At 50.3% G+C, this 23,314-nt stretch carries 20 protein-coding genes; 9 read left to right on the top strand and 11 right to left on the bottom strand.

The features are described from left to right. Window positions 1-230 precede the first annotated feature (230 nt). The 3 genes from pgeF to G477_RS0111520 are packed head-to-tail and all read right to left on the bottom strand — an operon-like array spanning window position 231 to window position 2,569. Window positions 231-1,040, bottom strand: coding sequence for a peptidoglycan editing factor PgeF (gene pgeF, locus G477_RS0111530; protein WP_026698079.1), 810 nt, complete (start codon window positions 1,038-1,040; stop codon window positions 231-233). 17 nt (window positions 1,041-1,057) lie between these two features. Further along, window positions 1,058-1,267: a hypothetical protein gene (locus tag G477_RS0111525; RefSeq protein ID WP_026698078.1), complete on the bottom strand. Its 210-nt coding sequence runs from the start codon at window positions 1,265-1,267 to the stop codon at window positions 1,058-1,060. Between the two features lie 60 nt (window positions 1,268-1,327). Next, entirely contained in the window at window positions 1,328-2,569 is a 1,242-nt protein-coding gene (locus tag G477_RS0111520) for an MFS transporter (RefSeq protein ID WP_245575487.1), read from the bottom strand. A gap of 122 nt (window positions 2,570-2,691) precedes the next feature. On the opposite strand from G477_RS0111520, the gene G477_RS19455 reads away from it, so the two are divergent. Further along, entirely contained in the window at window positions 2,692-3,021 is a 330-nt protein-coding gene (locus tag G477_RS19455; protein ID WP_035211903.1) for a hypothetical protein, read from the top strand. After that, window positions 3,018-3,995: an aldo/keto reductase gene (locus G477_RS0111510; RefSeq protein WP_026698076.1), complete on the top strand. Its 978-nt coding sequence runs from the start codon at window positions 3,018-3,020 to the stop codon at window positions 3,993-3,995. Before G477_RS19455 ends, G477_RS0111510 begins: the two co-directional genes overlap by 4 nt. A 1,021-nt stretch (window positions 3,996-5,016) precedes the next feature. Here the strand turns inward: G477_RS0111510 and G477_RS0111500 are convergent. Together G477_RS0111500 and G477_RS0111495 are read right to left on the bottom strand one after the other, a co-directional pair. Continuing rightward, window positions 5,017-6,705 carry a M3 family oligoendopeptidase gene (locus tag G477_RS0111500; RefSeq protein WP_026698074.1) on the bottom strand — a complete coding sequence of 563 codons (1,689 nt, stop codon included), beginning with the start codon at window positions 6,703-6,705 and terminating at the stop codon, window positions 5,017-5,019. Window positions 6,706-6,961: 256 nt separating this feature from the next. After that, window positions 6,962-8,059 (bottom strand): peptidoglycan-binding protein, encoded by a 1,098-nt coding sequence (locus G477_RS0111495; protein WP_026698073.1) that lies wholly within the window; start codon window positions 8,057-8,059, stop codon window positions 6,962-6,964. A 1,127-nt stretch (window positions 8,060-9,186) separates the two neighbouring features. Between G477_RS0111495 and G477_RS0111490 the strand changes: the two genes are divergently transcribed. Genes G477_RS0111490 through G477_RS0111475 form a run of 4 tightly spaced genes read left to right on the top strand, consistent with a single transcriptional unit; the run spans window position 9,187 to window position 12,020 of the window. Further along, window positions 9,187-9,375: a hypothetical protein gene (locus G477_RS0111490; RefSeq protein WP_026698072.1), complete on the top strand. Its 189-nt coding sequence runs from the start codon at window positions 9,187-9,189 to the stop codon at window positions 9,373-9,375. Window positions 9,376-9,411: 36 nt separating this feature from the next. After that, window positions 9,412-10,182, top strand: a complete 771-nt coding sequence (map, locus tag G477_RS0111485; RefSeq protein ID WP_026698071.1) for a type I methionyl aminopeptidase — start codon at window positions 9,412-9,414, stop codon at window positions 10,180-10,182. A 60-nt stretch (window positions 10,183-10,242) separates the two neighbouring features. After that, entirely contained in the window at window positions 10,243-11,091 is an 849-nt protein-coding gene (locus G477_RS19445; protein WP_051287953.1) for an STAS domain-containing protein, read from the top strand. A 20-nt stretch (window positions 11,092-11,111) separates the two neighbouring features. Beyond that, entirely contained in the window at window positions 11,112-12,020 is a 909-nt protein-coding gene (locus tag G477_RS0111475; protein ID WP_026698070.1) for a GNAT family N-acetyltransferase, read from the top strand. Window positions 12,021-12,214: 194 nt separating this feature from the next. Here G477_RS0111475 and G477_RS0111470 read toward each other — a convergent pair whose 3' ends face one another. Both G477_RS0111470 and G477_RS19440 read right to left on the bottom strand, forming a co-directional pair. Beyond that, window positions 12,215-12,541 carry a phasin family protein gene (locus tag G477_RS0111470; RefSeq protein WP_026698069.1) on the bottom strand — a complete coding sequence of 109 codons (327 nt, stop codon included), beginning with the start codon at window positions 12,539-12,541 and terminating at the stop codon, window positions 12,215-12,217. A 21-nt stretch (window positions 12,542-12,562) separates the two neighbouring features. Beyond that, the gene (locus G477_RS19440; protein ID WP_035211899.1) at window positions 12,563-14,209 is read right to left on the bottom strand and encodes an ABC1 kinase family protein; all 1,647 of its coding nucleotides are present in this window, start codon (window positions 14,207-14,209) and stop codon (window positions 12,563-12,565) included. A 129-nt stretch (window positions 14,210-14,338) separates the two neighbouring features. Between G477_RS19440 and G477_RS19435 the strand changes: the two genes are divergently transcribed. Both G477_RS19435 and G477_RS0111455 read left to right on the top strand, forming a co-directional pair. After that, complete coding sequence (locus G477_RS19435; protein ID WP_051287951.1) at window positions 14,339-15,358, top strand: carbohydrate kinase; 1,020 nt, start codon at window positions 14,339-14,341, stop codon at window positions 15,356-15,358. 89 nt (window positions 15,359-15,447) lie between these two features. Further along, window positions 15,448-16,374 carry a pseudouridine-5'-phosphate glycosidase gene (locus G477_RS0111455; protein ID WP_026698068.1) on the top strand — a complete coding sequence of 309 codons (927 nt, stop codon included), beginning with the start codon at window positions 15,448-15,450 and terminating at the stop codon, window positions 16,372-16,374. A gap of 167 nt (window positions 16,375-16,541) precedes the next feature. Here the strand turns inward: G477_RS0111455 and treP are convergent, their stop codons facing one another. From treP to G477_RS0111425, 4 genes are all read right to left on the bottom strand, one after another. Further along, the gene (treP, locus tag G477_RS0111450; protein ID WP_026698067.1) at window positions 16,542-17,963 is read right to left on the bottom strand and encodes a PTS system trehalose-specific EIIBC component; all 1,422 of its coding nucleotides are present in this window, start codon (window positions 17,961-17,963) and stop codon (window positions 16,542-16,544) included. 877 nt (window positions 17,964-18,840) lie between these two features. Then, window positions 18,841-19,863 carry an ABC-2 transporter permease gene (locus G477_RS0111435; protein WP_026698064.1) on the bottom strand — a complete coding sequence of 341 codons (1,023 nt, stop codon included), beginning with the start codon at window positions 19,861-19,863 and terminating at the stop codon, window positions 18,841-18,843. Then, entirely contained in the window at window positions 19,853-20,728 is an 876-nt protein-coding gene (locus G477_RS0111430) for an ABC transporter ATP-binding protein (RefSeq protein WP_026698063.1), read from the bottom strand. The genes G477_RS0111435 and G477_RS0111430 overlap by 11 nt, the downstream gene beginning before the upstream one ends. Beyond that, entirely contained in the window at window positions 20,725-21,111 is a 387-nt protein-coding gene (locus G477_RS0111425; protein ID WP_026698062.1) for a GntR family transcriptional regulator, read from the bottom strand. Before G477_RS0111425 ends, G477_RS0111430 begins: the two co-directional genes overlap by 4 nt. 405 nt (window positions 21,112-21,516) lie before the next feature. Between G477_RS0111425 and G477_RS0111420 the strand changes: the two genes are divergently transcribed. Continuing rightward, window positions 21,517-23,211 (top strand): glycoside hydrolase family 13 protein, encoded by a 1,695-nt coding sequence (locus G477_RS0111420; RefSeq protein ID WP_026698061.1) that lies wholly within the window; start codon window positions 21,517-21,519, stop codon window positions 23,209-23,211. Window positions 23,212-23,314 lie beyond the last annotated feature (103 nt).

The following is a 23,314-nucleotide window of genomic DNA, read 5'->3' as shown; positions in this document are numbered from 1 at the left end:
CGATAGGAAGATGCAGCCGAGACGTTTCGTCTTTTCAACAGTGGAGAGGCAACAAACCGAAAAAGAGGAAACATGCAAAGGCTGTTTGAGCATCATGAAGCCCCTCACCGTGAGCGGGAGGCGCTTCTGTATTGGATGTTCGAGTACATCATCGACTGACTGCGGAAAAGGCTGCAGCTTAGGGCCGAAAAAGGTAGAAATCGTTAAACCATCAGGCTGGACGATGTGTGTTACTTAAGTCCAATGAAACTGATCATCCGGCCGGTCGTGCCTTCATCGCGCCGGTGGGAGAAGTACTGCGACTCACGGCACGAGGTACAATCGGTGGAATACAGGATGTTCTGCGGGGGAACGCCCTCCTGAATAAGCAGATGGTAATTCGCTTCGCGCAGGGAGAGCTGATACGTACCATCCTCGTTTTTCTCGAACGGTTCATGGTTGGGAAGGACCTCCTGCAGCTGTGTGATTACATGTTCATCGACGGTGTAGCAGCAGGGTCCGATCCCCGGACCGACGGCAGCGAGGATTGTACCCGGATGGATGTCTTCCAGTTCATTCCAGAGGCGGACCATTTTCCCTGTGATATTCTGCACCGTCCCTTTCCATCCGGCATGGGCTGTACCGATCATCTCTTTTTCCGGAGAGAAAAAATACATCGGAATGCAGTCTGCAAATCCAAGCGTAAGCAGGATGTTTTTCTCCTGTGTATAGAAGCCATCCGTCCGCTTAATCGTATCTTCGTAGGAAAGGGAGCCGCTGCCGGCGAGAGGCTGGGTTACTTTTACAATCTGGTCTCCGTGTGTCTGTTCGGCAGCCACCCAGGAGGAGATCGGAAATCCAATCGCGCCGGCCAGGCTCTGCCGGTTTTTTCGAACGTGATCCGGATCGTCCTGGACGTGCAGGCCGTAATTGGCAGAGTGATAAGGGGGAAGACTGACACCGCCGGTACGGAGCGTGAATCCGGCGGTAAGACCGGGACGTTTGTTTTCCCACTCATTCAGGTGAAGGGTATGCTGCTGCTGTACAAAAGCTGATTCCATAACGGCTGCTCCTTTGTTCAGTTTTGATCAGACTGCTTTTTCTGTTTATGTTCTTCTTCTGTTTCAAACATTTCGTATACTTCTTGAGGCTGCTTCTCTTCTGTCTGCCGGCTGTTTTTTTTGAAACGGTAGATCGCTGCGGCTGCCACAATCAGCATGAGTGCCATGAACAGATAGGCATACCCCATTTCTGGAGCCGTCGGATCGGGTACAGTAAACAAATCCATCGTTGTCACCCTTTCTTATGCGTATATAGAATCAGTATAACAGGTAACCGGACGGTTCCGCTATGCAGGAGGGCGCGGCTTCGGGGAAAGCAGACAGGCAGCGATTCCTGCAACGGGGAAAAGAAAGCTGATCAGCAGAATTTCTGTATACCCGTTAAACAGATCGAACGCAAAACCGAAAGGAAGCGGGCCAAACGCTGATCCAGCTACGGTCACTGTCGTAGCGATACTTTTAATGCTGCCGATATGGGCGCGTCCGAAATAATCCGGGAAAACGATGGAAATGCAGATCCGCTCCAATCCCCCTACAATGCCCCATATCACACCGAAGAGCACGGCAGCTGCAAAGGAATTCGTAAAAAGGAGGATGATTAGAAAGAGAATCTGACCGACGAAGACAAAGGCAAAGACGACATTGACTTTGACCCGTTCCAGAACAAAACCTGATACGAGCGTTACCGGGAAGCCGACTGCAGCCATGAGGCTGAGCACGAAGGCGGCCGTTCCTATTCCGAGTCCGGTATCCTCCATGATCGAGACGAGATGGAAGGTCAGGCCGGTGTTGAGCATGGACGGAATACCAACACAAAGAAGGAGCAGCCAGAATTGTCGTGTGTGTGCTGCTTCCCGCAGGGTGAAGGATACTTCGGGCGTCCCACGTTTCTGCTCGGTGCCGGTATCCGATGAAGCTTCCTCGCCGTCTGGAAGCAGGCCGATGTCTTCTGGTTTATTTCTGAGGAAAAAATAAGCCAGCGGAACGAAAATAACGAGAATGGTAATGCCGAGGATCCGCCACGTGACCTCCCAGCCGTATTCACTGATCAGCCAGGCATTCAGCGGAGGATAGAGCGTAGAGCTGGCAAATCCACCGAGCATCATCAAACTGAGAGCCCGTCCTCTTTTAACGATAAACCACTGGGGAACGAGTGTATTAGGGACGAGTGTCATGGACCCCTGTCCGAGCAGGCGGATCAGAAAAAATCCGATGAACAGCATCCAGGGGCTCACGACGTAACTATTCCATATGCAGGCGGCGGCGAGGAGGATGCTCACGAGGAGAGACATCTTCCGCTGACCGAAGCGGTCGATACTCCGTCCTACAATAAACAGCAGCAATCCTGCCGAGAGCGTCGCACCGGAGTAGATACCGGAGACGAGGGATCGCTCCCATCCGAAGTCCATTATGTAAAAATCGATGAAGACCGAGTTGGAATACGTTTGACCGGGTCCAGAGAAAAACAGACTGAGTGCTCCGAGCATCACAATATACCAGCCATAGAAAAAAGAAGACTGCTGCTTCATGGATGACACATCCTTTACTCTATGTATCATGTCAGATTCCATTTGAAGGTGCAAGAGCGGTCCCCTATGTTGCGGTCCATGCTGGTTCAAAGTAGGATAGAGGAAAAGGAGGTGAGGCAGCCATGACACTACTGGCATCCCATCCATATTATAAAGTAGAACGGGAGATCACCAGCCTGGAGCAGAAGAACGTAGAGTATGAACGGATGTTGTACCTTTATGAAGACAAGCTCGTGACGCATCGACGTGAATTCAATACGGAACATATCTTTGACATGTCCTACCGCTGGATGAGCGGAGAGGACTCGATTTTGTACGTTCATACGAGCAAGGGGGTCTTCTCCTACTCCATTAAGGACGATCCAATGGACTTTATTGAAGCGTTTAAAGAATTGGAAAAGAGGATATTGAAAAAGCAGGCTGAACAATATGAACAGAGGAGGGGCCTATGAATTATCGGACACTGGGAGACATGAAGGTCAGTGAATTAAGTTTTGGCACGTGGGCGATCGGCGGAGCGTGGGGGAAAACGAACGACACCGAAGCGCTTCAGGGGTTGGAGACAGCGATGAACGCCGGAGTTAATTTCTTTGATACGGCGGATGTTTACGGTGATGGTCACGCAGAGGAGCTGATCGGACGGGCGGTCCGCGGAGCAGACCAGGACATCTATATCGCGAGTAAATTCTGCAGAGCGGGAGATATTGATGATCCAGAGACTTACAGCGAAGGTGCCGTCCGAGGATGGCTGGAAGGCACGTTGAGACGGCTCGGCCGCGAGCAGCTGGACCTGTATCAGATTCACTGCCCTCCTGAACACATCATCCGGGACGGATCGGTATTCGGGGTGCTTGATAAACTGCAGGATGAAGGACTGATTCGTCAGTACGGCGTAAGCGTGGAAACGGTTGAGGAAGGACTGCTCGCGATGGATCAATCCAGGGTGAGCGTGCTGCAGGTGATTTTCAACCTCTTCCGTCAGAAACCGCAGGATACGTTGTTTCCTGAAGCATTGAAAAAAGAAATCGGCATTATTGCCCGCGTTCCGCTTGCCAGCGGACTCCTTACCGGGAAATTCCAGCACAATCATCAGTTTGAAGAGGATGACCATCGATTATTCAACCAGGATGGCGCAGCGTTCAATGTTGGTGAAACATTCGGCGGAATTCCGTTCGAAGCGGGTATTACGTTGAGCCGGGAGCTGGAATGGATAGCAGAAAATCGTGGTTCGATGACCAAAGCAGCGCTTCGATGGATTCTCGATGAAGAGGCGGTCTCCGCTGTCATTCCCGGATTCAAACGGGTGGATCAAGTGAAAGAGCTGCTGGAAGCACCCGATGTACCGTCGTTTACTGCAGAAGAAAAGGCGAAGCTGCGAAGCTTTTATAAGGAAGAAGTTCATCCGCTGATCCGCGGCGCTTACTAGGCTGCTGCCGCTCCGGGGAAAAGGGGCTGGAGAAGCAAGCTTTCACGAAGCCGAGAAAGCAGGCCTCTTGATCGGGAGATAGGCATCGATACACGTTCATCAAGGAAGGCCACGGATGTGACCTGTCCGCGGTAGACGATTGTTACGTGAACCAATCAACCTCCTGAAGACGGAAGGAGGCTGGGACAAAACGAAAATAAAAAGGAATCCCTTACTACTTTTGGTGGGGGCTTTCTGTATGAGGGGGGTTAATCCTTCCAATGACAATCGCTTGCCGCGGGCAATGCTTCAGTTAACCGACGCAAAAACGGCTACGGGGCATCTTCAGCACTTGCTTTTTCCGCGGGCTTGCCTTTTCAGGATCAGTACCTGATAGAGACCTAACGTTCTTGATTTCTCCATAAAAAAAGACCTTCAGGTTCAGTTAGAACGACCAAGTCATAACAAAACTGTAGGTGTCCTCAGGCTTGAAGAGTACAACTGAAATCAACTGGTGCTGCCGGTGGAATTGTCCTTTCAATGGCAAAAACATGATGGGCCATTTGCGGTGAACGACCTCATGGCATTCATACCGGAAGAAGCCTTTGATGCTTTCAGTGGACGGCCTCCCCACCATCCGAAAATGATGATGGAAGTATTTTTGTTGCGCCTATACGCAATTCGCTTTTTCATGATGAAAAACAGCGGTCATGGAACAGATTCGTTATCATTTCTGACAAACAGAACGCTTTCGATGACCCCATCTGGATCGTCGAAAGCGTTTTTTACGTACTGGAGAACGATGTTGTCCCAGCCTCCTCTTTTCAAAATATAGGAATGTATAAGTTCTCATACAAGAAGACGTCGGCTTCTTGCACTGCACGGGAAGAAAGAAAACCTCTTTCTTCCCTCGTAAAGCTTGCGTTACACGACGTTCCGACAAAAAGGCGCTTTTGGTCTGGAATAAGGAAGCAGTTGGTGCCTGCGCCAGCTGTGGCAGGACCCTGCTGGAAGAGGCGCAGAGCCCCTTCTATGATTCATACTATTGTTCCAGCTGGTTTATTTCTTCCTGCAGAAAGGTCATCAGTTCTTCGGTCTTATCTGAACTGAAATCAAAGGCGATGCCCGCTCGTTCATAGATTTCGGGGAGTGGGACGGACGAGCCGAGCGCAAGCGCGGCCGTCAAATCTTCCACAGCAGCCTCTGGTTCCTGCCGGTATCGTTTGTACACTTGAAGGGCGCCGAGCTGGGCAATGACATAGTCAATGAAATAGAGAGGGACTTCAAATATGTGCAGAATGCGCAGCCAGGAGAGCTGCTGCCATTCTTCTACTTCGGACCAGTCTACACCGCCGGCATCAAAGAACTGTTCCAGCTCCTGAAACTTCTCCGCGCGTTCCTGCTCGGTGTGTTCTGGATTTTCATACATCCAGTGCTGGAATTGATCGACGACGATCCCGAAGGGGAGGAAGTGAATGATGTCTTTCAGATGATGCAGTTTAGCCTGACGCAGTTCTTTGTTATCAGGGTAGTAGTAGTGCCAGTAGTCCATCGTCAACAGCTCCATGGACATGCTGGCAAGCTCTGCTGCTTCCATCGGCACATCTTTGTACTCTGGTATCTCAAGCGACTTCATGTAGTCGTTGTGAATGCAGTGCCCCATCTCGTGCAGCAGCGTGATCATGTCATCGTGTACTCCCGAAGCATTCATAAAAATAAACGAAAGTTTTGACACTGGAAGGAACGAACAGAAGCCGCCGGGCGCCTTTCCCTGTCTGCCGGTCAAGTCAAGCATCTCCTGCTTGTCCATCGTCTCAAGCAGATCGGCAAAAGGTGGGTGAATTTCTGCGAGAACGGAAGAAGCTCGTGACACCAGCTCTCCCCTTGTCTGAAAAGGCTTGAGGGAAGCTTCCTCGTCTGTTGTTGCCCGCACGTCCCATGGACGGTAGGTGTCGACGCCGAGTTTGTACTGATGCTGTTCCTGCAGCTTTTCCTTCCACGGACGAACATGATCACGAATGGCATAAGCAAGCGTCCGGCAGTCTTCTGGAGTATAGTCAAACCGCTCATACTGTTTGAACATGTAATATCGGTAGTCAGATACACCGGCATTCGCAGCTTTCTCTTTTCTAAGCGTCAGCAGCCGGCTCATAATAGCCTGCAATTCTTCGGCGATGCCCATAAAAGCCTCCTTCTGAAGAAGGAATGCTTGTTTTCTTATGTTTCTGTCTTTGGATTCAAAAAAAGGAGCTAGTTCGCTGAGGGACATTTCTCTGCCATCCCAGGAAACCGTCAGACCGCCGGTGTATTCGAAATAAGTATTGGCCAGCTCATCTTCTTTGATTTCTAATTGAACGTTTTCTTCATCGTAGAGCTCCTGTGCATTGATTTTTTTCTTCATTAAAAATGCATAGCTTTCCGGAAGAGAGGAAGTGAGCGGGTGCTGCAGCAGTTTCTTGTCCCAGGCTGCGGTATACGTTTTCCGGAGCGGTTCAACGTACTGCTGGTCAAACTCCACTGCTTTTTTAGCTGACTCGTCATTACTCCGGCACTGAAATTCAATGTAGTGGCCGGTGAGGATTTCTTCCACTTTCTCCTGAAACGTCGAAACGTCGGCGATCCATGCTTCCAGTTCAGCTGTCGTGCTGATGTCCTGCTCGAGCAGCTGACGGCACATGTCCTCCATGGCGTCGAGATTATGTATATCTGTTTCCTGCTGGTAAAATGTCATCGTGATCCCCCTTTTGTACCAGTGTAGCTGGAAAAGGAGGCGCTGTCTATCTGGGCCGGCAACACATCCTTAAGCACGAAGGCTAGTTTCTTGCGCAATTAAGCACGGCCGGGGGAGATGACGCTTGCTTCTCGTCGAATAGGGGACAAAAGAAGATGATGTGCTCGTCTATCCTGCGCGGAGCAGTATGAGCTTATGACCAAATTTAAAAATGGCTGCCCCAGCAGATGCTGGGACAGCCATGACTTTTTTTCTGTTACGGTGTGTCGACAACCGTTACGTCAATTGTCTGACGACCGAAGTTTACTGCTTCTTGGTTAGACTGCATGTAAAGATCGATGCGGTTTCCGTTGATTGCACCGCCTGTGTCGCCGGCAACAGCTTCGCCATAGCCTTCAACGTAGACTGTAGAACCGAGTGGAATCACGCTAGGGTCAACTGCTACGACGCTCTGGTTCGGGTTCGCATTCAAGTCGATGCCTGTTGCAGTAACGCCGGTGCAGCCCGTGCAGTTCGCTGTATAAGCGGTTGCTTCCATTGTGATAGTCTGACCGTCCGGCTGTTCGCTTGAAGTCTGTTCTTCAGCAGCAGCCTGCTCTTCAGCAGCAGCCTGCTCTTCAGCAGCAGCCTGCTCTTCAGCAGCAGCCTGTTCTTCAGCAGCAGCCTGCTCTTCAGCGGCAGCCTGCTCTTCAGCGGCAGCCTGTTCTTCAGCAGCAGCCTGTTCTTCAGCAGCAACCTGCTCTTCAGCGGCAGCCTGTTCTTCAGCTGGTGCTTCTTCAGCTGGTGCTTCTTCAGCTGGTGCTTCTTCCTGTACAGACTCAGAAGAACCGTAACGGGTAACATCGTGCAGTGCAGCGTACGTTGCAGCATCTGCTACTCCGTCAGCTTCAAGACCGTGGTTGCTCTGGAACGTTGTCAATGCTTCTTCAGTGATTGGACCGAAAAGGCCGTCAATGTCGAAGTCATAAAGTCCAAGGGATGCAAGATCCTGCTGTAGTTCTTCTACGAGAAATCCGTTATCGCCGTTCTGCAGTTCAGCAAGAGCGCCGGTTGTCTGAACGCCGGCAAGACCGTCTACAATCAGGCCGTTATCTTCTTGGAATGCCTGGACAGCCTGTGCTGTAGCTCCGGTGTACTGTGCGTCAGGCGCTTCGTCAAAGTAACCTTTTTCGCCGAGAAGCTCTTCCAGCTCTACTACGTTAGCGTGGGATTTGCCTTCGTGGAGTAGGTTTTCACCGAAATCTTTATTTTCTTCTGCCCCAGCTGCTGTGCCACCTGCGAAAAGAACTGCACCTGCGGCAGCAACAGTGAAACCTAGTTGTTTAATGGATGTTAGTGTAAATACTTTGTTCATGATGTCATGAACCTCCTTTTTTCTTGCTTTCGTTTCGTCCAACACTGATGACTTTAACAGCCTGCCAAGGAAGGGGCAAGGGCTTTGCAGGTTATTTAATATAAGGAAATCGGATTGTCACAGCGTGAAATCTCCCTGTTAAAAAGCCAACATTCTCACACATTTTGTCGGAGAGTGTCGAATCTATAGGAGGTGATCAACATTTATACCATATACAAGTAGGTATTATGTGCGAATATCATATCCCGAAAGCACCCTCCACAGGAACGTAAAACGGGAAGAGATGCGGCAGGACCACTCTTTGCGGGTATATTGCCCGCGCGCCCGTAAAAACCCGTAAAAATGCGTTCCTGCCCACATACTGCTCCGAGAAGGAGACGGTCTTGCATATCGTCTGTGCTCATAGACGTAACTGTGGTCAGCATTAGATTATCGAAGCCCCTTTTTCTATATGAAGAATAACGGCGAGATAAGAAGAATCATGCAAGCTTCTCCTGATCTGGTATGGGGGAGGAGCCCGAAAGACTGTATAAATACGAAAGATCACAGCAGCCGGACGTATCATCGAAAAGCACCTACTGCCCATGAGTCTTGGACGCGTTCAACCGAGCAGACCGGATGTGCATGCTCACCTCCAGTATTTGATGAAAGCCGTGCCAACGTGCCTTTAAGGGAGCCACCTATCCCGAAGCATGACCTGCCTAGGCAGGGCCGATGCAGGTAGTCTATGTCTTCAACTCTGAAGAAGCGTGACCGGCCGTATGCCACTCTTGAAAAAAGAAGATGGTATACGATTTTTCGGCGTGCCGATCAGAGAGCGACGGCTCCGGGCATGTCAAACCAATCCGAATAGATCAAGCCGAAGGTCCGTGGTTGTATGCTGCAGGAGAAACATGTCCCAATGACTCTCTTCAAAAGGAAGAATACGGTACAATAGAGATGCTCCTTTTACAGACGTTCATTTGCAGCTGAAGCAGAAAGCGGCCTGCTCGCAGCGCAGATTGTCTACCGTGGGTCAGGGAACAAGCAACGAGCGTACGAGCTGCATGTCATTGTTGTATCATTGATAAGAGATTCCTAAAAGCAGGTTCGATACGGAGAGAAAGAAATCAATGGAGGCTGTGCAAATGAGTATGGAACAAAAAAGAGGCATCCTGTATGCAGCAGCACTACTCATGGCAGCCGCAGGACCGGCAGCGAGGGTGGCAGGATTCCCTTCTGTGTGGTTCTATGTCTGCAGCCTTGCTGGAGTACTGCTGCTCCTCGTGATGGAAAAGAGAATCATGACCTATATTGAGCGCAATAGCCGGAATTGATATGATAGATAAAGATGAAGCAAAGGATGTGTCTATATGATTCAACGAAAATCAGCCAGAGAAATCGAATTAATGAAAGAAGCAGGGAAGCTTGTGGCTTCTCTGCACCGGAGCATAGCTGCCATGATTCAACCAGGGATCACGACGAAAGATATCGATGATTTTGTCGAACAGACCCTTGATCAACACGGGGCAAAGGCAGCTCAGAAAGGGTATCAGGGGTATGAGTATGCTACTTGTGCGTCGATTAACGATGAAATCTGCCATGGTTTTCCCCGCCGTGACAAGCTCGAAGTAGGAGATATAGTAACGATGGACTTCGTCGTGGACTTGAACGGTGGACTCGCCGATTCGGCCTGGACATATGAAGTGGGGAGCGTCAGTGAAGAAGCGGCTGCGCTCAATAAAGTAACGAAAGAAGCGCTGTATAAGGGAATTGAGCAGGCGGTGCACGGGAACAGAATTGGTGATATCGGTGCGGCCATTCAAGAGTACGTGGAGCCGCACGGATATGGTATTGTCCGTGACTTTGCCGGGCACGGCATTGGACCGACGATTCATGAGGAACCAAATATTCCACATTACGGCGCTCCAGGGAAAGGAACCCGGTTAAAAGAAGGCATGGTCATTACCATTGAGCCGATGATTAATACCGGGGGATGGCAGTCAAAAATGGATAGCAATGGGTGGACCGCCCGTACAAAAGACGGCTCCCTGTCCTCTCAGTATGAACACACCATTGTGGTTCAAAAAGGCAAGCCGATCATCACGACAGACCAGGATCAGGAAGGCCTGCCTGCATTATAAAGAGAGCGGATGGACGAACACCAATGCTCGTCACGTATTTACAAAGGAGGCGGCTCATTCATGCATACACTTGATATAACCCGGCAAATCGGGAGGAAACTGGAGGCTTCTGCGCCAGCAATTGCTGAAGAAATCGAAACCAATTTCCAGGAAGACCATCATATTCATTATCGGAAGCTGTCGCGCTCCCGTATCCAGGATCATATTCAATCGCTTGTCATGCGCTTTGCTAGAGGCATGCAGAGTGAAGAAGATACTGGAATGAAAGAGACGGAGGAATGGGGCACCGCATTCGGGGCCGAAGCAGCGGAACTGCAGCTTTCGGCAGAGAAAGCCATGCTGGTCCTGCCGGCACTCAGGCAGACCATCTATGGCTATATCCGGGAAGAATTTCTGCAGCAGCATGGCACCATGGAAGCCTACTTTGCCGTCGCAGATACATTGAATCCGATGATCGACCGGGCGATTTACGCTTTCACTCAGTCGTATGTGGAACATAACGCCAAAAAATTTCAGGAAGCGCAGGATAAAATCCTTGAACTGTCTGTACCGGTCGTACCGGTCACGCAGGACGTGGCAATCCTGCCAATAGTAGGAAGTGTGGATTCCTCGCGTTCGCACCAGCTTCTGGAACAGGCGCTGGAGCAGAGCAGGGAGCGGGAACTGTCTACCATGATCCTTGACTTGAGCGGGGTTCACATGATCGATACGTATGTTGCCCAGCATTTGTTTCAGCTGAATGACGCGTTAAAAATTATCGGTATTCAAGTGATGTTTTCCGGTCTTCGTCCAGAGCTGGCACAAACGATGGTGCATCTCGGTATTTCGTTTGATCAGATAACAGTGGTAAGCAGCCTGCCGCAGGCGTTAAAGAAAATCGGCCTGCAGGTGGATACGCAGACAAAATAGGAAGTGAGGAGGGAGTGCAGATGAAAGCAGTCCGCTGGAAGCGTGCAGGGGAACTGCTCGCCCGGGTCGAGCCGATGCTTGTTCAAGAAGAAGTGAAGCATAACCTTCCTTTAGGAATTCTTCGTCAGCTGAGCATGGAAGAGGAGCGGGGCATTTTTTCCGATGCTGTTCTAGTGAGCATAGAAGAGGATCACGTCACGCAGGGACTGCTGCTGCAGACGCCCCCCAGAAATGCGATTGTATGCGGCAGTGCAGCATCGATGGAAGCCGCTTCTGGGTGGCTCGCCTCCCATACAGGGAGCGTACCCGGCGTCGTTGGATGCGAGCCCGCCGTACATGCATTCGTACGTGCCTGGACAGCAGAGACCGGCGAGGGTGCAGAGCTGAAAAAACGGCAGATCATCTATCGTCTCGATGACGTTCGGTACGTGGATACACCACCGGGAAAATTAACATTCGCCAACGAAGATGACGCGGCCCTTGTTATGTTCTGGACAGAAAAATTTGCTATGGGTTCCCTGCGTAAAGAAGATGTTCAGGAACTGGAAGCGACGGTTCTCAGGGAAATCCGCAACAATCAGGTTTTTCTGTGGAGGGACGATACGTACACGCCAAAATCAATGGCTAAACGAGCAAGGGATTTGACCAACGGGGTTGTCATGAATTACGTCTATACGCCGAAACAGCATGAGAAGCAGGGCTATGCGACAGCGTGTGTCAAAGCGCTGGCCGAGAGGCTGATCAACGAGGGATTCCGTTTCTGCAGCGTCAATACCGATGACGATCACCTCCCTTCCAAATTCCTTTATGAAAAACTAGGATTTGAACCTGCGGGTATCTCTTATGAATTTGCCTTTACTGCTGAAGGGATGGAGCCTGATCCTGCCGAAAGGAAATCAGACGGCGGCGTCGACGGATTTTCTTCTTAAAGCGAAGTCAAACCTCCGACGCTGTTACTTCCTGGAGGCGAAGGCATAGATTCCTATGAAGCAACAAGGATGTGGATAACACAGCCATATAAGTAAAAAAACGCTTCCGTTCATCCACGTTGGATGGCCGGAAGCGTTTTGTGTTTCATTTCTGTTTATTCTCAGGTCTTCAAGCTGTGCGGTTGAGGATCAGGTTACTGATCTTCGGGCGGGCGTTTCTGCTGATCGTCAAGGCGTGCTTCCAATGCTTCGACCCGCGATTTCAGTGCATCATGTTCTTCTTTGGTCACCATATCGGCTTCCTGCTGCAGCATTTCCTGCAGGCGCCGCTTCATCCGGCTGTTCCACTCCGTCTCCGTTTCTTCGCCCTTTTTCAGCAGTGAATGATACAGTTCGTCAGCTTCATCCGGGGTGACTTTTCCTTTAGCAAGCAGGTCATCGATATAGCGGTCCACTTTTTCCTTGCTCGATACGGCTGCACCGAGTCCAAGCAGAAATCCTGTTTTGATTAGGTTGTTCATGACGATCCCTCCAGATTCAGATTAAGAATTCTCTTCGCGGAAAGATTGAATCCACCGCTTATGTTTTCTGTATATCAGTAACGAAGTCAAAGCTCCGAAAACTGCAGTTCCACCTGCCGTGTACAACAGCATCAGATGTTCTATCCAGACAGCCGCAAAAACGAACGGGAGGCTGAGGAACGTAAAAATACTGGTGAACGAGAAGCCCCATAAATAACGGTGATGGTGAAACTGCTGAAACTGCCTCCGGTTTTTAGAGCGGCGCTCATAGGAGGGTTCTTCCAGATATTCAGTCAGATTACGGGGCAGCGACAAGAGTGGTTTCAACGAATCACGCAAAACCTGGGCCTGAAGGCTTCCAGCGCCTTCGTCTGATTCTTCGAGCCATTCGGTGACAACAGGTTTACCAAGTTCAATAAAATCGATTTCCGGATCAATGATCGTGAGCACACCGAGTCCGATCGAAGCGGCCCGGCCGAGAAACGCGAATTCTGCGGGCAGCTGAATCGGCTGGTCTCTGACAATCTTCTGCAGATCCTCAAAGATTTCTTCCACAATTTCCTGGTCGAGCTGAGAGATATCAGAAGATAAGTACATATTGACATAATTGCGTAAAACCGATTCCAGCTGGGATTTGTTTGCATGCGGCAGTAAAAAGCCGAGAGCCTGCAGTTCATCGAGAACGAGCTGATAATCGTCCAGAACAAAGCCCTGGATCATCCGTCGTATGCTGGCGGAATCTTCTCCGGAAATATAGCCGACCATGCCGAAATCGAGGATGACAATCATCCCGTCTTTGGTCAGCAGGATGTTGCCCTGGTGCGGATCAGCGTGAAAACGACCCTGGTCGAACAACTGATCGGCAAAAAACTGAAAGAGGCGGGAAGCCGTTTCCTTACGGTCGATATTATGTTCCCGCATAAAGCTGAGATCCGTTACTTTTCTGCCTTCCATCCATTCCATAACAAGCACGCGCCGGGTGCAGTAATCCTCAAAGATCTGGGGGATGTAGTAGGCATCTGACTCGGAAAAACGTCGTTGGAAATTCTGTGCGTTTTTCATTTCTTTGTAGTAGTCCAGTTCGTCCCCGATGATCTGGACAACTTCTTTGTAAAGCGCAGCGGTATCAATTTCTTTTCCGAACTTCGTGAATTTGTTCGTGATCCAGAGGACGATTCGGAGCGCTTTAAAATCCGTTTTAATAATCCGGTCTACTTTGCTGCGCTGTATTTTTACCGCGACTTCCTGGCCGTTATGAAGCGTCGCTTTAAAAACTTCTCCAATAGAGGCAGAGGCTACCGGTCGTTCACTGATGTCCTCTAAGCGGTTCTCAATAGGCTGTCCCCACTCATTTTCGAGAATTCCCTTTGATACTTCCGGGTCGACCGGAGGTACCTGGTCTATCAAGTCGGCAAGTTCTTTTAAGAAAACTTCCGGCATAATGTCTGCTCTTGTGCTCAGGAACTGACCTACTTTGATCATCAGCCCTTCCAGATGGAGGGCTTTTTCTCTATATTCTCTCGCTTGTTTCTGGACGAGATTCTCCCATTTTTCCTGGGTGAAGCTGTCCCATGCCGGATTTTTTTTGTTAAATATATAGAGCTGCAGTACAAATTTTACGAACATGACCACGATAATGGTAATGCGGTACAAAGAAAAGTTTTTCACTCCACCCCTCCTGACTTCCAAAACTACCTATCTCTATATTCTACCCTAATGTATTGCTTTATATGTCGCCAATCTGTTATTCTTATATAAACATTAGTTTTAATATAAAACAATTGTTTAGGAGGGCCTATGGAAAAGAAGGAGGAGATTCTTTACATTATCAAAAGGCAGCCGATGATCAGCCAGGATGAACTTGCTGCAAGGGTCGGGTTGTCGCGCTCGGCAGCTGCGGGCTACATTTCCCGCTTGATGAAAGAGGGAGCTGTTCTCGGCAAGGCTTATGTCTTCCCACCGGAGAAGCAGATTCTTTGCATCGGCGGGGCGAATATCGATCGGAAACTTCATGTACAGGCTCTGCGTTGGCGGGATTCCAACCCAGCTTCGTCCACGCAGAGTATAGGCGGCACAGCACTCAACGCAGCGTACGTGCTGTATCGACGGGAGCGGACGGTGTCGCTTGTAACGATGACGGGAGAGGATGCGGCAGGGAGGCAGCTGATGGAGCAGATCCCTTTTGACACGAGCTATTCCCTGAAAACGGACACGGCACCAACAGGGACGTATACCGCTGTGTTTCAGGAGGGGGAAATGGAGGCAGCCTTTGCTGATATGGCGGTCTATGATCAGCTGCTTCCGGAAAAACTCAGCCGCCACCAGCCTTCCATCAAAGGGGCTTCGGCTCTATTGATGGACAGCAATCTTCCTCAGGAAACCATCCGCTGGCTGCTGTCGCAGGCAGCGGATTCCCAGATGACCGTTCTCGTTCCAGTATCTGCGGCGAAAATGGAGCGTATTCCACTTGAACTGCATGGGTTGAATCTGATCATTCTGAATGAGAAAGAAGCAGAGGTCTGGATGGAACAACATCACTGTTCGACGCTGAGTGACACCATCCGCGCATCCGGAGCCGCTGCTGTCATGAAGACAAAAGGGAGCAGGGGAGCCGAACTTTTTACCGCAGAAGGACACGTCTATGAACAGCCGGCGGTACCTGTGGAGACAGCCGATGTGACCGGAGCGGGAGATACTTCGGCAGCAGTTATGACGGAAGCACTGCTGGACGGCCGGACATGGCAGGAGGCGATGAAAGAGGCAGCCGAGGCCTCGGCTGCAGTGGTATCCGGTCAATGGGATGTGTATTCTGACTAAGCGTGATTGTCCTGAACGGTTACCATGTAAGCAAGCTGGACATACCGAGCAGAAGCATCGAACAAACGAAAAGAAAGGGAGGGATAGGCATGCAGGCATATGTTGAGTTGAAACAGGAGGTAGAGGAAGCACTGCTGGCAGGACGACCGGTAGCGGCGCTCGAGTCTACGATTATCAGCCACGGAATGCCGTACCCGAGAAATGTGGCTACGGCAAAAGAAGTGGAACAGATCCTCCGCGATGAAGGAGTCGTTCCTGCAACGATCGCAGTACTGGATGGAAAAATCAAAGTAGGGCTGACAGAAGAAGAAATTGAACGCCTTGCTGTTTCGGATCAAGTGGAAAAAGTAAGCAGAAGAGACCTGGCTCATGTAATTGCGTCCAAAAAAGAAGGGGCAACGACCGTCGCCGCAACTATGATCTGCGCGGAACTGGCAGGCATACGTGTCTTTGTAACAGGCGGTATTGGAGGGGTGCACCGGTTTGCAGAGAGTACAATGGATATCTCCGCCGATTTGGAGGAGCTTGCATCAACCGACGTTGCCGTTGTCTGCGCCGGCGCTAAATCAATACTCGACATCGAGAAAACGCTGGAGTATCTGGAAACGAAAGGCGTCCCTGTGCTCGGTTATCAAACGTCTGCTTTTCCTGCATTCTATACGCCGGACAGCGGATTTGCAGCCCCATTGAGAATAGATGAGCCGGAGGAAGCGGCTGCGATGATGAAGACGAAGTGGGATCTGAACCTGAAGGGCGGGATTGTCATCGGCAACCCGGTCCCAGAACAGGCAGCACTCGACCAATCGAAGGTGGACAGGTGGATACAGGAGGCATTGAAAGCAGCGGAGACGCAGCATATTTCTGGTAAAGAAACAACGCCGTTTCTGCTTTCCAGCCTGTACGAAAAAAGCGGAGGCGCAACGCTCGAGACGAACATTGCTCTCGTCAAACATAATGCCGCGACGGGAGCTGCTGTCGCGAAAGCCTATGCGCGTCAGCGTCATGGACTCGCATAATGAAAAAAAGCGTATAACCAACTCTTTGAATCAGGCTCTCAAGAAAAAAACACTTCCGGATGTCCATCTTGGACAACCGGAAGTGTTTTGTCTTTCAATACGATAGACCAGCATTGAAAGCCGTAGGATCGCGATCAGTAAGCAGGATGACCGTTCCATCCGGGATCTTACTTGAATTGTGCTTTCGCAACGGTTTTTCCGTAGGCGATCGTGAGTGCGAACGGAACAATGATCACAATCAGCATACCGATGAAGAAATTGAGCCAGTCACCTGCCTGAATCGAGAAGATTCCGGGTACGCCGCCGACACCTATGGCATTGGCAAGAACATGGTTGATGGAGATATACACCGCAGCGACCGCGGAACCGGCAATGGCACAGATGAATGGGAACTTAAAGCGGATATTCACCCCGAACATCGCCGGTTCTGTCACACCGAGCCATGCGGAGAGACCGGATGTTCCTGCGAGTCCGCGGATGTTCTCGTTGCGCGATACGAAGAACATCGCAAAGGCGGCAGAACCTTGAGCAATATTAGACAGCGCCAGGATCGGCCAGAGGAACGTTCCGTCTCCAGCCCCTGTCAGCTGCAGGTCTACAGCAAGGAAAGCATGGTGCATGCCTGTAACGACCATCGGTGCATAAAGAATACCGTATGCCAGGCCGCCGAGAGCAGGCGCTACATCAAAGAGCCAGACAAAAACGTCGGTGATGTTGTTACCGAGCGTGAACGTGATTGGCCCGATGGCGATAAAGGTTACCAGACCAGTGACAAGCAGGGCAACTGGAGCTACGACAAGCAGCTGAATGGCATCAGGCACTTTGCTGCGCAGCCACACTTCCATTTTAGCGAGAATAAACGATGCCGCCAGCACTGGCAGCACTTGCCCCTGGTACCCCGTGGCTTCGATGTTAAGACCGAAAAGGTTCCATACCGGCACTTCTCCTGCAGTCTGAGCATCCGCGTACTCCCAGGCACTGAGCAGGTTCGGATGGACCAGGATCAGCCCGAGGACTATCCCGAATAAATCACTGCCGCCGAAACGACGGACGGCCGACCACCCTATTAATGCAGGGAGGAACTGGAAGGCGGCGTGGGCAATGATGAAGATCATTTCAGCGAGATCGGCCCACTGCGGGTAAACGTCGACGAGCGATGCTTCATCAAAGAAAATATTATCTGCCGTAAGAATGTTATGAAGACCGAGAAGCAGACCCGCCGTTACAATCGCTGGAAGGATCGGGATGAAAATATCGGCCAGCGTTTTAATCGCCCGCTGGAATGGATTCATCTTCTGGGCCGAAGCATCTTTGACATCTGCTTTGCTCGCTTCTCCAATCGATGTCATTTCGATCAAGTCTTTGTATACTTGATCTACGGTTCCCTGTCCGATGATGATTTGGAACTGACCGTTCGTAGAGAACGACCCCTTGACGATTGGCAGTTCCTCGAGTTTTTCGACATCCACTACGTCTTCATCTTTCAGCGCAAGCCGGAGGCGCGTCACACAGTGTGTTGCTTTTTCTATGTTTTCCTCGCCGCCGATGGCTTCCAGAATATCACGAACTTCCTGTTCGTACTTTGCCATGGAAAACCCTCCTAAAACGTTTTCAAGAAAATGTGACTTGTATATACAAAAATCGACTGCACGTATATTATAATTTGTATATACAAGTTTTGCAACCGTTTTATTATGTTTTCCCAACCTCCAGGAGAAATGCTGCAGGTCATGTTCTATAGAGAGAGATACCCTGATTCTCCAAACGTAGTCCTTTTCTATAAGGCTTTATTAAAGCCTAGTGTTGTTATAACAAAAGTACGCCTGCGGCTTTTTTTCTTCGCTTGCCCCGGGGACATCCTTCCGCTTTCCCTCCCTTACGTCCGGGAGGATCTCACGCTTTCTTTATCCGCAGGCGTCTCGAAAAAGAGCCTGGGCCTGCTCCGTTTCATAAACGTTTCTTTTCTTTCAGAAGGACGCAGCGAAGACCGGCGGACGTCTGTGGAAGAAGGAGATCGGAAGTTCCCGCAGGTCGTAAGACCGAGGAAGCTGGAGATTTCCTCCACGGCAAGCCTGCCGAGTTGCAGCGGCGTTTTCTGTCATTATCAACAATAAACAATCACAGAGCTTCCTATAAAAACGACTGTAAACGTCCATACCCCTTCCTCTTACAGCAGTGTGTTTTCAACATGAAAAGGTGTCCCGGGTCGAGGCGTGGAGGCGGACGGCTCCGGTACAAAAGGAATGATGAAAAAAAGCCAGCAGCTGGAGCGGCGCCTGAAAGTTCCGGCGCCGATTCCAACGGCTGGCATCGAGCTGCCTTTTTACTTCGTAGGGACGGATAAGGTGTTACAGCAGGATGGAGGCAGTTTTACACTCCAAGGGAAGAACGAAAAACGTGTTCTTCCCTTTAAAAACCAGCAGCACACGCTTTCCGGCCAAAAGAGACTCTAAGCTTTTGTCTACGTCAAATGGCTTTGCCGCTGAATTTGACGTTCATTGCAGTGATACGTTTCAAGATAAGCACGGCAAAGAGAAGGAACGTGCAGAAGCCGATCCAATAGGAGATGATGCGAAGTGCATCCGCGCCCCATGGTGCCAGGGAGGAGACGACGAGACCACCGAACAACGAAATAATAACGGTAATCATGACGAGAAAAGGCACCGTCAAAGATTTGAAAATGAGAAACTCCCCGTTATATTCCAGTTTGTTATGCTCGTAAAGGACAATGCCGCCAAAAAGAGCCGCCGCAGTAAATAAAATAGAAAGCAGCAGGCCGGCAATCTCCCCCAGTTCTCCAATGGCGTAGTAGAAAGGGGTGAGGTAGTCGACCCAGCGTGGATGCGAACTGACCAGATAGTAAAGCAGATCATGGACCCGCATCAGTTCCTGAATCAGGATAAGCATGATCTGAGGCAGAAACGCCAAAATGAAGCTCAGGATCATCTGTGAGATCATCTCACCGGTCATCGTTCCGACAAACAGACAGAAAGTAAAGAAGAAAACATACCCGAAAAGCGGTCCCCAGAAAATCTCAATCCAGGTCACGGTAGTCAGCGCATAGCTGAATTCAGACTGGCTGATAATCCAGTAGGCGGGAAAGAAATTAATAAGAAAAAACAAAGCGATGGTCCCGGAGCCGAGCAGCCATTTTGATAAAAACAGCTGTTTTCTTGAGAAGGGCAGCGAAAAGGTGAAATCGTTTCTTCGCGTATTCCGCTCAAGGCCGATCAGGACCGCGGCCAGAAACGCGATGGTGAAGGCGGCAAAAAAGGAAAAAAGGCCTTCCGAGAAAATCTGCTGCACTTCCCACGCCTGCACTTCATATACATATTCCTCCGATTGTTCAGCCTGTTCGACTCGTTCGTTCCAGGTCTCGATCGACAGCGCCGCCTGCAGCGGCATGTGCAGGACGAAAATAACCAGCAGAATCCAGACGACGAGTTTGATCTGCTTCCAGTTCTGCTGCAGAAGTCCTTTATGCATCATACGTATCGCCCCCCAGCCTGGCAACGAAGTAGTCTTCCAGCGTCATAGCAAGTTCCTCATAAAGGAGCGGTCCGCTGTTATGAATTTGTTCGATGACAGCAGGATCACTTTCAGGGACGAGGATCGTATAGACTCGCCCTGTCTGGTCGAGAATGTGGACGGACGCTTCCAGGGCCGCAGGCATCGTTTCTTCAAAAACAACCTGGAGCTTTTTATATCGTTCTTTCAGTTTGTCGAGCTCATAATGGCTTTCCACTCGTCCATGTCGTAAAAGAATGATATCGTTTGCCATCATTTCCAGCTCGTCCAGCCGATGAGAGGAAAGGATGATAGAGACATTCGATTCAGAAGCTTCTTCGATCAGCAGCTGCATGACTTGTTTTTTTACGATCACATCGAGACCATCCGTCGGCTCGTCAAGGAGGATGTAGGAGGCGTTTGTAGAAAAGGCGGTAATCAAGCCGAATAACGCCTTCATCCCTTTGGAATAGTGTCCGATTTTTTTACGCTTTTCCAGGCCGAACCGATCCATCAGCCGGTCAAAGTAGGATGGATCGAAACGTGGATACAGACTTTGATAGAGCCGTTTGATCTCATCAGTGCTGAAATTTTTCAACGCTTCTGAAGAGTCCGGTACAAAGGCAGTGGCGGCTTTCATCTCCGGATGCTGAAAAATGGAGCGCCCGTCAATGGAGACATCCCCCCTGGAGGGAATGAGGATCCCCGCCATCGTCCGCAGCAGCGTAGTTTTGCCGGCGCCATTCCGGCCGACAACGCCGGTAATGCTTCCCGGTTCGACATGGAAATTGATGTCTTCGAGAATATAATTGCGGTGAATTTTTTTAGAAAGGTGCTTCACTTTCATGGAGCGGATTCCCCCCATTCCTCCATGCAGCTGCGGGTGAAGGAGAGCAGTTCTTCTTCACTCATTCCCGCTGCACGTGCTTCGAACAGCTGCCGTTTCAACTTTCTTTTCATCGTTTCTTTTTCCTGCTCGGCTGCTTCCGGTGGCAGCTGGTCGGTGATAATTACACTGCGGCCCTGCATCTGGACCATCCCGGAATCTTCAAGGGCCCTGTAGGCTTTTGCAGCAGTGTTAGGATTGATGACCATATGGGAGGAAAGTTCCCGTACGGAGGGCAGTGTTTCCCCCTGCTGGAGCAGACCGGCACGTCTCATCGATATCACTTGATGCACGATCTGTTCGTACACCGGGACGCCGCTTGAAGTATCAATGCGGAAGTACATAGCGCACCCCTTTCGATAGTATGTATCCTGATTTTTCTATATTTTATCACACCTGTCCTTGCTCCGTGTCAATACGGATTCCTGGGAGAATCAAGGTACTGGAAAGATTCGATCGGACCCAGCGTGCGACGTTTCCGGGTATCGGATCCACTCGAATGGATGATGCCTGACGCAGTGCTTGCAAATCGAGAAGGGAAAGATACAATAGTTGTACATGCACACGAGGAGCTTTTCCGATGATGGTGCCTGGGAGGTTCTCATCGTGCTGTTCACGATCGTTTGAAGGGATCCACACGGAGAGCGCCAAATCTTCAGTGCTTGAAGAACGAAACGGAGCTGCAGGTGAAGGATCATCATCACGAAGGATCGTGAGCATAGGCGAAAACACGCATAAAGGAGGAGCCAATGAAGCGGCAATGGTGGAAAGAAGCGGTCGTTTATCAAATTTATCCAAGAAGCTTTCGAGATTCGAACGGAGATGGTATTGGCGACATTCAAGGAATCATTGAAAAAGTAGACTATCTGGCGGAACTCGGGATCGATGTGGTCTGGCTGTCCCCAGTGTATGAATCCCCGAATGATGACAATGGGTATGATATTTCCCACTATCAGCGAATCATGAAGGAATTCGGCACGATGGAGGACTGGGATGAGCTGCTTGATGCTCTGCATGACCGGGGGATTCGACTGATGATGGACCTCGTTGTCAACCATACGTCGGATGAACACCCTTGGTTTATCGAATCGCGCAGTTCGCGGGATAATCCGTACCGCGATTATTACATCTGGCGCGATCCAGCTCCGGACGGATCCGAGCCGAACAACTGGGTTTCTTTTTTCAGCGGCTCCGCCTGGGAATGGGATGAGACAACCGGGCAGTACTATCTGCATTTGTTCACCAAAAAACAGCCGGATTTGAACTGGGAGAGGGAAGAAGTACGACAGCAGGTATATGACATGATGACGTGGTGGCTGGACCGGGGAGTAGATGGCTTCCGAATGGACGTAATCAATAATATTTCCAAGACGCCGGGGCTCCCGGACGCGTCCATCAAAGATCCGGCCTCTCGTTACCAGTTTGCTGCTGAACATTTTGCAGACGGGCCGCGGCTGTTCGAATACTTGGAGGAAATGAGGGACAAAGTGCTTCGTCACTATGACACCATTACTGTCGGGGAAACTGCTTTTCTGCCTTTATCCTCAGCGGCCGACATGGTGGACGAAGAGAGCGGCTATTTAAATATGGTCTTTCAGTTTGAACATATGGCTGTAGATGCTGAACCAGGCACGCATGCGGGAAAGTGGGAAACACGACCATGGAAGCTGCCTGAGCTCAAGCAGATTATGACAAAATGGGATAAAGAAATGCAGGGGAGGGGATGGAACAGTCTCTACTTCAACAACCATGATCAGCCCCGTCAAGTATCCCGTTTCGGAGATGATCAGCAGTATCATCAGACTTCGGCTAAACTGCTGGGAACGTTCCTTCATACGATGAAAGGCACTCCCTACATTTATCAGGGGGAAGAGCTGGGCATGACGAACGTTGAGTTTCCGGATATCTCCTATTATCGTGATGTTGAGATCCTCAATATGTACAAAGAATTTACGCAGGAACGGGGGCACAGCCATGAGGACGTGATGCAGCGGATCTGGACTACCGGCCGCGACAATGCACGCACCCCGGTGCAGTGGGATGCGTCTGCTCATGCTGGTTTTACTGCGGGAACCCCGTGGATCGAAGTGAATCCGAATTATACGTCGATCAATGCGGCAGCCCAGATGAACGATCCGGCATCGATCTTGTCGTATTACAAAAAGCTGATCCGGCTGCGCAGGCAGGAGGACGTCCTCGTATACGGGGATTATGAGCTTTATGATCCGGATCATGAAGAGTTGTATGTATTCACGAGAACGCTCGGCAAGGAGCAGGTGCTGGTTGTGTTGAATTTCTTCGCCGGTACACCGGTCTTCCATCTTCCTGATGGTTTGAACGAAGCAGCCGCTCACCTGCTTCTCAGCAATTATGATCAGACAGGGGCCTCTCTCCACGGAAGAACAATGCGGCCGTACGAAGCACTTGTTTACAAACTTGCATAAACCTCTATGCATATAAAGGCGGTGTTATGTATAATAAACAGCGGAGAGGAACCACCTCCGCTGTTTTTGTTTCGTTTTGTCTATGTTATCGTTCGTTGTTGAT

The organism is Alkalicoccus chagannorensis DSM 18086 (assembly GCF_000429725.1).
Classification (GTDB): domain Bacteria; phylum Bacillota; class Bacilli; order Bacillales; family Salisediminibacteriaceae; genus Alkalicoccus; species Alkalicoccus chagannorensis.
This window is presented reverse-complemented; position numbering and strand designations above follow the sequence as displayed.